This window comes from Mycolicibacter sinensis, from assembly GCF_001667945.1.
In the GTDB taxonomy this organism is placed as follows: Bacteria; Actinomycetota; Actinomycetes; order Mycobacteriales; family Mycobacteriaceae; genus Mycobacterium; species Mycobacterium sinense_B.
The window spans coordinates 24625-33281 of the sequence record NZ_LZJK01000067.1 but is presented as its reverse complement, the minus strand read 5'-3'; the positions used below and the strand labels follow the sequence as shown (position 1 = coordinate 33281).

8 protein-coding genes are annotated in these 8657 nt (G+C 70.4%); 4 read left to right on the top strand and 4 right to left on the bottom strand.

Features of this window, described 5'->3' with window-relative positions; translation table 11 throughout:
* Window positions 1-66 precede the first annotated feature (66 nt).
* Complete coding sequence (gene zapE / locus A5694_RS09260; protein ID WP_064921541.1) at window positions 67-1149, bottom strand: cell division protein ZapE; 1083 nt, start codon at window positions 1147-1149, stop codon at window positions 67-69.
* Here zapE and A5694_RS09255 point away from each other — a divergent pair.
* The 4 genes from A5694_RS09255 to msrB are packed head-to-tail and all read left to right on the top strand — an operon-like array spanning window position 1148 to window position 5241.
* Window positions 1148-1930: a pyrimidine reductase family protein gene (locus A5694_RS09255; RefSeq protein WP_064921545.1), complete on the top strand. Its 783-nt coding sequence runs from the start codon at window positions 1148-1150 to the stop codon at window positions 1928-1930. The genes zapE and A5694_RS09255 overlap by 2 nt on opposite strands.
* Before the next feature lie 10 nt (window positions 1931-1940).
* On the top strand, window positions 1941-3500 hold the full coding sequence (locus A5694_RS09250; protein WP_064921540.1) for an alpha/beta fold hydrolase: 1560 nt from the start codon (window positions 1941-1943) through the stop codon (window positions 3498-3500).
* A gap of 23 nt (window positions 3501-3523) precedes the next feature.
* Window positions 3524-4834: an arabinofuranan 3-O-arabinosyltransferase gene (aftC, locus tag A5694_RS09245; RefSeq protein ID WP_064921539.1), complete on the top strand. Its 1311-nt coding sequence runs from the start codon at window positions 3524-3526 to the stop codon at window positions 4832-4834.
* Window positions 4831-5241 carry a peptide-methionine (R)-S-oxide reductase MsrB gene (msrB, locus tag A5694_RS09240; RefSeq protein WP_064921538.1) on the top strand — a complete coding sequence of 137 codons (411 nt, stop codon included), beginning with the start codon at window positions 4831-4833 and terminating at the stop codon, window positions 5239-5241. Before aftC ends, msrB begins: the two co-directional genes overlap by 4 nt.
* Window positions 5242-5352: 111 nt before the next feature.
* Here the strand turns inward: msrB and hemQ are convergent, their stop codons facing one another.
* From hemQ to hemE, 3 genes are read right to left on the bottom strand one after another with little or no spacing between them, the layout of a single operon-like run.
* Window positions 5353-6054 (bottom strand): hydrogen peroxide-dependent heme synthase, encoded by a 702-nt coding sequence (gene hemQ, locus A5694_RS09235; protein WP_064921537.1) that lies wholly within the window; start codon window positions 6052-6054, stop codon window positions 5353-5355.
* A 35-nt stretch (window positions 6055-6089) separates the two neighbouring features.
* Window positions 6090-7454: a protoporphyrinogen oxidase gene (locus A5694_RS09230; protein ID WP_064921544.1), complete on the bottom strand. Its 1365-nt coding sequence runs from the start codon at window positions 7452-7454 to the stop codon at window positions 6090-6092.
* Window positions 7448-8509, bottom strand: coding sequence for a uroporphyrinogen decarboxylase (gene hemE, locus A5694_RS09225; protein ID WP_064921536.1), 1062 nt, complete (start codon window positions 8507-8509; stop codon window positions 7448-7450). Before hemE ends, A5694_RS09230 begins: the two co-directional genes overlap by 7 nt.
* Window positions 8510-8657: the final 148 nt, after the last annotated feature.

Genomic DNA, 8657 nt, shown 5'->3' with positions numbered 1-8657 from the left:
ACGCCAGCAACCACCGGCGACAATGCCCCACGCGTGGCCGCATGACTTGACACGACCCACAGCCAGCTAACCGCCGGTGCTCAACGCCAGCAGCCGGGAGGTGGCCCGCAGGTATTTCTTGCGGTAGCCGCCGGCCAGCATCTCGGCACTGAAAATGTCGTCCAGCTTCGCCCCGGAGGCCACCACCGGGGTGCCGGCATCGTAGAGCCGGTCGGTCAGCGCCACCAGGCGCAGCGCCACGTTCTGATCGTCGATGGGATGCGCGCCGGTGAGAAAGACTCCGGTGACACCTTCGATCAGGGTCAGATACCGCGACGGGTGCATGGTGGCCAGATGCGCGCACAGCGCGTCGAAGTCGTCCAACGTGGAACCGGGCAGCGCCGCAGCGCGCTGCACGACCTGCTGGTCCGTCGGCGGTTCCGGCGCCGGGGGCAGGTCCCGATGCCGATAGTCCGGGCCGTCGACCCGTACCGGAGTGAAAATGCTTGCCAGAGCGTGGATCTCGCGCAGAAAATCCTGCACGGCGAAGCGCCCCTCTCCGAGCTGCTCGGGCAGGGTGTTCGACGTGGCGGCAATCGAGACCCCGCGCGCCACCAGCTCGGACAGCAGCCGCGATACCAGGGTGGTGTTGCCCGGGTCGTCGAGTTCGAACTCATCGATGCAGACCACCGTGTAGTCGCCGAGCAACTCGATGCACTCGGTGAACCCGAACACCCCGGCCAGCTGGGTGAGTTCCATGAACGTCGCGAACGCCGTGCGATGCGGCTGCGCCCCCTCGGTGGTCTCGGTGATCTGGCGGTAGACCGACGCCAGCAGGTGGGTCTTGCCGACACCGAATCCGCCGTCGAGGTAGAGCCCGACCCCCGGCAGCACTTCGCGCTTACCGAACAGTCGGCGCCGCCCGGCCCGCCGCTCCAGTGCCTGGGCGCAGAACGCGGTGCAGGCCACCACGGCCGCGGCCTGGGTGGGCTCGGCCGGGTCGGGCCGGTAGCTGGCGAAGCTGGCCCCGGCGAAGGTCGGCGGCGGCGTGAGCTGCGCGATCAACCGCTCCGGTGAGACGGCCGGATGCCGGTCCACCAGGTGGTCGATTCCGTCGACGGCGGGATTAGGCACGCAGGAACTGTAGCCACATGGTGCAATCGTGGCCATGTCCGACCTCAGCGCAGACCCGGGTTTCACCCGGCTGGACTCGGCGCGGCCCGTCGACGATGCCGAGCTGGCCCGGCTGTACGCCTACCCCGAACCCGAGCAGCCGCGCATCTGGGTGCGGGCCAATTTCATCGGCAGCATCGACGGCGGCGCCACCATGGACGGCAAGTCCGGCGGGCTGGGCAGTCCCGGTGACCGGACCCTGTTCATGTTGCTGCGGGCGCTGGCCGACGTCGTGCTGGTCGGCGCGGGCACGGTCCGGGTGGAGAACTACGGCGGCGCCCGGCTCAACGTCGCCGAGCGTCTGCGCCGGCGCGACCGCGGACAGTCCGAGGTGCCCAGGCTGGCGATCGTCACCGGGTCCGGGCAGCTGGATCGCGACCTGCGGGTCTTCACCGACACCGAGCTGCCGCCGTTGGTGTTGACCAGCGCGGCGGTGGCCGACGACACGCGGCGACGGCTGGCCGGGCGCGCGGAGGTGCTGGACTGCTCGGCCGGTGACCCGGACCGGGTCGATGAGGCAACGATCCTGTCCGCGTTGGCCGCCCGTGGGCAGTATCGGGTGCTCACCGAGGGCGGCCCGATGCTGCTGGGCGCGCTGATCGAACGCGATCTTCTCGACGAGCTATGCCTGACCGTCGCCCCCTTCCTGGTCGGGGGGCTGGCCCGCCGCATCGCCACCGGCCCCGGCGAGGTGGCCACCCGGATGCACTGCGCGCATCTGCTGACCGACGAATCCGGCTACCTCTACGGCCGCTACGTCACAAGCGCCCGCCTATAAGGTGACAGGCATGAGTCTTGCCAGGTTCGCGCTCGCGGCCGCCCTGCCGGTGGCTCTCGCGCTGTCCGGCTGCGCGCCCGGGCTGGCCGCGAACCCACGCTTTGCCACCGACTCCGGCGCCGGGCCACAGGGGCAGCCCGAGACCACCTCCGACAAGGCCGGCCCACCGGCGGTCGAGGTCCCCAAGAACGACCTGCCCTGGCATGACTGCACGGCACGGGTGTTCAACGACGCCGCGGTGCCCGCCACCCCCGGGGTGCGGTTGGACTGCGCCAGCTATGACGCCGACGTCGACCCGCTCGGCGGCGGCTCCTCGGCGATCAGCATCGGTGTGGTGCGGGCCCGGTCGGTACAGACCCCCGCCGACGCCGGGCCGGTGGTCTTCACCACCGGCTGGGACCTGCCGTCGTCGCTGCAGTTACCGACCTGGCTGGCCCGCGGCGGTGCCGACGTGCTCAACGGCCACCCGGTGGTCGCCGTGGACCGGCGCGGCACCGGGATGTCGAGCCCGGTGGACTGTCGCGAGCGCAGTGACCGCGACGCGATGTGGAACCTGGCGCAGTTCGCCCCCGGCGACGACCCGGTGGCTAACTTGGGCACCGTGGCGATGACCGCCACCACCGACTGCACCGATTCCATCTCCCCCGGGGAGTCCGCTTACGACAACACCCACGCCGCTACTGACCTGGAACGGTTGCGCAGCATCTGGGATGTGCCGGCGCTGGCGCTCATCGGGGTCGGCAATGGAGCCCAGGTCGCCCTGGCCTACGCCGGATCCCATCCCGGCAAGGTGGCCCGGCTGGCGCTGGACTCCCCCATCCCGCTCGGGGTGGCCGCCGAAGCCGCCGCCGAACAGCGGATCAAGGGCCAAGAGGCGGCCTTCGACGCGTTCGCCGCGCAGTGTGTCGCGGTCAACTGCGCCCTGGCCCCCGACCCGAAGGGCGTCGTCGACGCGGTGCTGGACTCCGCCCGGTCCGGGCACGGCCCGGGCGGCGCCTCGGTGGCGGCGGTGACCCATGCCATCGTCACGGCCCTGGGCTATCCGCTCGGCGACCGCGTCAACAGCACCAACGAATTGGCCCGGGCGCTGGCGAGCGCGCATACCGGTGACCCCAATCTGTTGAACAACCTGATCAACCGCGCCCAGGGCATCGTCGGCGGCGACGGCCACTTCATCAACTCCTGCGCCGACGCACTCAACCGGCCTACCCCCGACCGGGTCCGGGAGCTGGTGGTGGCCTGGGGCAAGGAGTACCCGCAGTTCGGCGCCGTCGGCGCCCTCGACATGGCGCAGTGCCTGAGCTGGCCCAGCAGCGCCACCCCGGAGCCGCCGAAAGACCTCACCATCGACGTGCTGCTGTTCGGGGTACAAAACGACCCGATCGTCGGAGAAGAGGGCGTGGCGGCCACCGCCGCGGCCGTCATCAACGCCGGCGCAGCCAGCAAGCGGGTGATGTGGCAGGGCATCGGGCACGGCGCCACCGTGTACTCCTCGTGCACCCTGCCGCCGCTGATCAGTTACCTCGACAGCGGCAAGCTGCCCGACACCGACGTCTACTGCCCGGCCTGAGCTGGGGCTGGCGCACCCGTTCGGTGTACGGTGCGCTGGTGACGGCAGCCGACTCCCTTGCAAACCGGGCAGGCACCGCCCTGCTGGCCGCATTTCGGCCACCCACCAGCGCACCGAGCACCGCGACCGTGCTGCGTTCGGTGCTGTGGCCGGTGGCCATCATGTCGTTGATTCACCGCGCGGTGATCCTGCCGCTGAACGGCAACATCACCGATGACTTCAAGCCGGTCTACCGGGCGGTGCTCAACTTCCGGCACGGCTTGGACATCTACAACGAGCACTTCGACTACGTCGACCCGCACTACCTGTACTCCCCCGGCGGCACGCTGCTGATGTCGCCGTTCGGGTATCTGCCCGAGACGCTGTCGCGGTACACCTTCATCGCCACCAACACGATCGCGATCCTGATCGCGGCCTACCTCCTGCTGCGGATGTTCGGATTCGGACTGACCTCGGTGGCGGCCCCGGCGCTGCTGGCGGCGATGTTTTTGACCGAGAGCGTGTCCAGCACATTGGTGTTCACCAACATCAACGGCGTCATCCTGCTGGCCGAGGTGCTCTACCTGCGCTGGGTGCTGGACGGCCGGCCGAGCCGCCAGTGGTGGGCCGGTGTCGCGATCGGGCTGACCCTGGTGGTCAAGCCGGTGCTGGCGCCGCTGCTGTTGCTGCCGCTGCTGAGCCGGCAGTGGCGCCCGTTCGTGGGGGCGATCACGGTCCCGGTGTTGTTCAACCTGGCCGCGTTTCCGCTGGCCAGCGATCCGACCAGCTACTTCACCCACACGGTTCCCTACATCATGGGTACCCGCGACTACTTCAACTCCTCGATCCTGGGCAACGGCGTCTTCTTCGGCCTGCCCTCGGGTTTGATCCTGTTCATGCGGGTGTTGTTCACCGCGATCGCGGCAGTGAGCCTGTGGCTGCTCTACCGCTACTACCGCACCCGCGACCCCCGGTTCTGGCTGCTGACCTCCTCCGGCGTGCTGCTGACGTGGTCGTTCCTGGTGCTGTCGCTCGGCCAGGGCTACTACTCGATCGTGCTGTTCCCGTTCCTGATGACCGTGGTGCTGCCCAACTCGGTGCTGCGCAACTGGCCGGCCTGGCTGGGCGTCTACGGGTTCATGACCCTGGACAAGTGGCTGATCTTCCGGTGGATGAACATCGGGCGGCCACTGGACTACCTCAAGATCACCTACGGCTGGTCGCTGCTGCTGATCGTCATCTGCACGGTGCTGTGCTACCGCTACCTCGACGCCCGGCAGGAAGGCCGCCTCGACGACGGGATCGATCCGGCGTGGCTGACGGCCGAGCCGAAGCGGGCTAGCGTGGAAGCATGACCTCTCCCAAGGTGACCCTCACCGACGACGAGTGGCGCCAAAAACTCACCCCCGAGGAGTTCGCGGTGCTGCGCCGCGGCGGCACCGAGCCGCCGAACACCGGCGAATACACCGACACCACCACCGAGGGTGTCTACGAGTGCCGGGCGTGCGGCGCCGAATTGTTCCGCAGCACAGAGAAATTCCCGTCGCACTGCGGGTGGCCGTCGTTCTTCGACCCGGCGGATTCCGATGCGGTGATCTTGCGTCCGGATGACTCGCTGGGGATGCGTCGCACCGAGGTGTTGTGCGCGGCCTGCCACAGCCACCTGGGCCACGTGTTCGAAGGCGAGGGCTACCCCACCCCGACCGACCAGCGCTACTGCATCAACTCAATCTGCCTGCGGCTGGTCCCGGCGTCGTCCTGACGAACGCATCGCGTCCTGAGCGCCGAGCCTGGGGACACCTCCCGCTTGCGGGGGACAGTTACCGTGGCCACCACTCGCTCTCTCCCACACCAACAACAGCCTCGACGACCGCTACGGCAGCGACGCCACCAACTGCTCGACCTCGACCCGGGGGCCGGTGAAGAACGGGGTTTCCTCCCGGGCGTGCAACCGGGCCTCGGTGTTGCGCAGGTCGCGCATCAGGTCGACGATCCGGTCGAGTTCGGGCGCCTCGAACGCCAGAATCCACTCGTAATCCCCGAGCGCGAACGCGGGCACCGTGTTGGCCCGCACATCCTTGTACTCCCGGGCCGCCATACCGTGCTCGGCCAGCATCCGGCGGCGGTCCTCTTCGGGTAGGACATACCACTCGAGCGACCGCACGAAGGGGTACACGCAGACGTAGGCGCCTGCCGGTTCACCGGCGATGAACGCCGGGACGTGACTGCGGTTGAACTCGGCCGGCCGGTGCAACGCGACGCTGCTCCACACCGGTTCGCAGGCCCGCCCCAGCGCGGTGCGCCGGAAGCCGGCGTAGGTGGCCTGCAGGTCCTCCACCCGCTCGGCGTGGCTCCAGATCATGAAGTCGGCGTCGGCGCGCAGGCCTGCGACGTCGTAGACGCCGCGGATCACCACGCCGCGCTCCTCCTGCTGCTTGAGGAAGGTGGCAGCCTGGTCGGCGACCTCGTCACGGGTGGCGGGGCCGTCGTCGAGCACCCCGGGACGAACCGAGAACACCGAGAACATCACGTAGCGGATGGTGGAATTCAGCTTGTCGTAGTCGAGGTGCGCCATGGCCCATATGCTGCCACGACGCGCCGCAAAGTGCTCTAGCGCGCCGGGGTGGCGCTGGTCACGGCCGCCACCGCACGATCGGCCGCCGCGACGCAGGCCGGCACCCCGATGCCGTCGAGGTAGTTGCCCGCGACCGCCACCGTGGGGGGCAGTCCGGCGCGCAGCGCGGCGATCAGGCCGGCGTGCCCGGAACGATATTGCGGCATCGCCGCAGGCCAACGCTGGACCCGTACGTCCAGCGGGTCCACCACTGCGCCGAAGACGGTCTCGAGGTCGGCCACCGCCCACGCCACCAGCTCCGGGTCGGAGGCCCGGGTGCGGGAGTCACCGAACCGGCCGAACGACAACCGCAGCACTTCGACCTTGCCGCCATACCCCCAGCTGTCCCACTTGCGTGAGGTCAAGGTGATCGCCTTGGCGTTCAGCCGTTCCCCGGTCGCGACCAGTACCCCGGAGTTGTCCGGGAACCCCGCACCGGCGGGCACCGCCAGCGCCACCACCACCGACGAGGCATGGGTGATCTGGCTGGCCGCCGCCGCAGTACGCGGGGCGAACCCGGTGGCCAGCCGGGCCAGCACGTGGGCGGGCACCGCCATCACCAGCCGGTCGGCGCGGTGGTAGCCGCCGGCGGCGTCCCGCAACAGCCACGCATCTCCGGCCGGGTCGATCTGCGTCACCGCCGCCTGCACCCAGCGCAGCCTGCTGCGGCGCACCAGGGCGTCGATCAGCACCTGATACCCGCCGGCGATCGCCCCGAACACCGGTATGCCGGTGGTCGTCGGTAATGCCCGCAACACCGCCGCGGTGAGGCTGGGGGCGCCGTCGTCCAGCGCGGCAGCCAGGCCCGGAACCGCTGAGCGCAGCCCGACCGTCGCCGCCGACCCGGCGTAGACGCCGCCGATCAGCGGGTCCACCGAGCAGGCCACTACCTGCTCGCCGAACCGGTCGGCCACCAGTGTGCCCAGCGTCGGATCGCTGCCGGGTTCGAACGTCAGCGGGCGGGTGGGTTCGGCGGCGATGCGGGCGATGGTCTCCTCGTCGACCAGCCCGGCCATCGACCCCGGCGAGGACGGGATTCCGCTGAGCGTCCCCGGCGGCAACGGATGCAGCTTCCGGCGGCGGTAGAGCAGCGGCCGCACCCCGGTGGTGGTGCGTTCGCGATCGGCCAGCCCCAGCTCGGCCAGCAGGGCGGGCACCTCAGGCCGGCGCGCGATGAACGCCTCCGCGCCCACATCCACGGCGATACCGCCCATCGTCTCGGTGCGCAGCACGCCGCCGAGCCGGTCGGCCGGATCGAACACCGTGATGTCGACCGCGTCACCGAGCGTCGCGCGCAGTCGATAGGCGGCGGCCAGACCGGAGATACCGCCTCCGACAACGCAATACGACGTGGTCACAATGAATGGACCAGCGACACCAGCTCGGTGAGCACGCCGGGGTCCGACTCCGGCAGCACGCCGTGCCCGAGGTTGAACACATGCCCGGACGCTCCGGCGGCCACCGCGGCACGGCCGTCCGCGACGACGGCGCGGGCCGCGCGTTCGGTCACCGGCCAGCCGGCCAACAGCACCGCCGGATCCAGGTTGCCCTGCAAGGCGATGCCGGCACCGACCCGGGCGGCGGCATCGGTCAGGCGGGTCCGCCAGTCCACCCCCACCACAGCGGCGGGGGCCGGCCGTATCGCTTCGGCCATGGCGCCCAGCAGCTCGGCGGTCTGCACCCCGAAATGGGTCATCGGCACGCCGGCGCCGGCCAGCGTGGCGAACACCCGGGCGCTGTGCGGCAGCACGAAGCTGCGGTAGTCGGCCACGCTCAGCGTGCCGGCCCACGAGTCGAACAGTTGGATGGCGTCCACCCCGTGGTCGAGCTGCACGGTCAGAAACGCGATGGTCAGATCGGTGAGCCGGGTCATGAGCGCGTGCCAGCTGCCCGGCTCGGCCAGCATCATCGCCTTGGTGCGGGCATGGGTCCGGCTTGGTCCCCCCTCGACCAGGTAGGACGCCAGCGTGAACGGCGCTCCGGCGAAACCGATCAGCGGCACGTCGCCGAGCGCGCCCACCAGCAGCGACACCGCTTCGGCGACGGCCGTCACCCGCTCGGGGTCCAGCGGGCGCAGGGCGGCGATGTCGGCCGCGGTGCGTACCGGGTCGGCGATCACCGGCCCGACGTCGGGCACGATGTCCAGGTCCACCCCGGCGCCCCGCAGCGGCACCACGATGTCGGAGAACAGGATCGCCGCGTCCACGCCGTGGCGGCGCACCGGCTGCAAGGTGATCTCGCAGACCAGCTCCGGATCGAAGCAGGCGGCCAGCATGCTGTGCTGGGCGCGCAGTGCTCGGTATTCCGGCAGCGACCGGCCGGCCTGCCGCATGAACCAGACCGGCACCCGGGCGGGTTGCCGGCCGGCAGCGGCGGCCAAAAAGGACGACTCGGGCAGCTCACGACGGGCACTCATCGGGGTCAATGCTGCCACGACCGGGTTACCCGGGCCGAACGGCGCCGATTCGGCGCGCCTGTCTGCGCGGACCGGCGCCGGGGGTTAGCGTGAGATTCGGCGACCCGCGTCGCAGCGGTGCGCAAGAGCACCCGGGGGCCGGCCGCTG

Coding starts and splice junctions, on each gene's coding strand:
- msrB (WP_064921538.1), top strand. CDS start 4,831: ATGACCTCTCCCAAGGTGACCCTCACCGACGACGAGTGGCGCCAAAAA.
- hemQ (WP_064921537.1), bottom strand. CDS start 6,054: ATGGCGCACCTCGACTACGACAAGCTGAATTCCACCATCCGCTACGTG.
- A5694_RS09255 (WP_064921545.1), top strand. CDS start 1,148: ATGTCCGACCTCAGCGCAGACCCGGGTTTCACCCGGCTGGACTCGGCG.
- zapE (WP_064921541.1), bottom strand. CDS start 1,149: ATGGCCACGATTGCACCATGTGGCTACAGTTCCTGCGTGCCTAATCCC.
- A5694_RS09250 (WP_064921540.1), top strand. CDS start 1,941: ATGAGTCTTGCCAGGTTCGCGCTCGCGGCCGCCCTGCCGGTGGCTCTC.
- hemE (WP_064921536.1), bottom strand. CDS start 8,509: ATGAGTGCCCGTCGTGAGCTGCCCGAGTCGTCCTTTTTGGCCGCCGCT.